Here is an 807-nt window from a genome sequence, read left to right as displayed (position 1 = left end):
GCGACGAAGGTCGGCGAGGAGATCGCCAAGCAGCGGGTCACGGCAGGAGCGCGAGCATGAGTTCTGAGGTCTGGTTCGATCCGAGTTGGGACGTGCGGATGACCGACACCTCGCTGCGTGACGGGTCTCATCACAAGCGCCATCAGTTCACCGCCGAGGAAGTCGGGGCGATCGTGGCGGCGTTGGATGCCGCGGGGGTGCCGGTGATCGAGGTGACCCATGGTGACGGGTTGGGTGGGTCGAGTTTCAACTACGGGTTCTCCAAGACCCCGGAGCAGGAGTTGATCAAGCTGGCCGCGCAGACGGCCACGCACGCGAAGATCGCGTTCCTGATGTTGCCCGGGGTGGGTACCAAGGAGGACATCAAGGAGGCCCAGGCCAACGGTGGGGCGATCTGTCGGATCGCGACGCACTGCACCGAGGCCGACGTGTCGATCCAGCACTTCGGGCTGGCGCGCGACCTCGGCCTGGAGACGGTGGGGTTCTTGATGATGAGTCACACGATTCCCCCGGAGAAGTTGGCCGCCCAAGCCCGCATCATGGCCGACGCGGGGTGCCAATGTGTGTACGTGGTGGATTCGGCGGGTGCGTTGGTGCTCGACGGGGTGGCCGACCGGGTGGCGGCGTTGGTCGCCGAACTCGGCAGCGATGCCCAGGTCGGGTTTCATGGTCACGAGAATCTCGGGTTGGGGGTGGCGAACTCGATCGAGGCGGTGCGCGCCGGAGCCCGCCAGATCGACGGGTCGTGTCGCCGGTTCGGTGCGGGGGCGGGTAATGCGCCGGTGGAGGCGTTGATCGGGGTGTTCG

General features: G+C 66.5%; 1 protein-coding gene. It reads left to right on the top strand.

Going from position 1 to position 807, the window contains the following annotated elements; all coding sequences use genetic code 11:
- Window positions 1–56 precede the first annotated feature (56 nt).
- Window positions 57–807 (top strand): 4-hydroxy-2-oxovalerate aldolase (dmpG, locus tag AC30CM_RS26940; protein WP_490119967.1); only part of this gene is annotated, 751 nt, incomplete at its 3' end.

It is taken from the genome of Mycobacterium sp. DHQP2018-32-09 (assembly GCF_058148405.1).
Note: the sequence above shows the minus strand (reverse complement) of the source record. Positions and strands in the feature narration are given on the sequence as shown.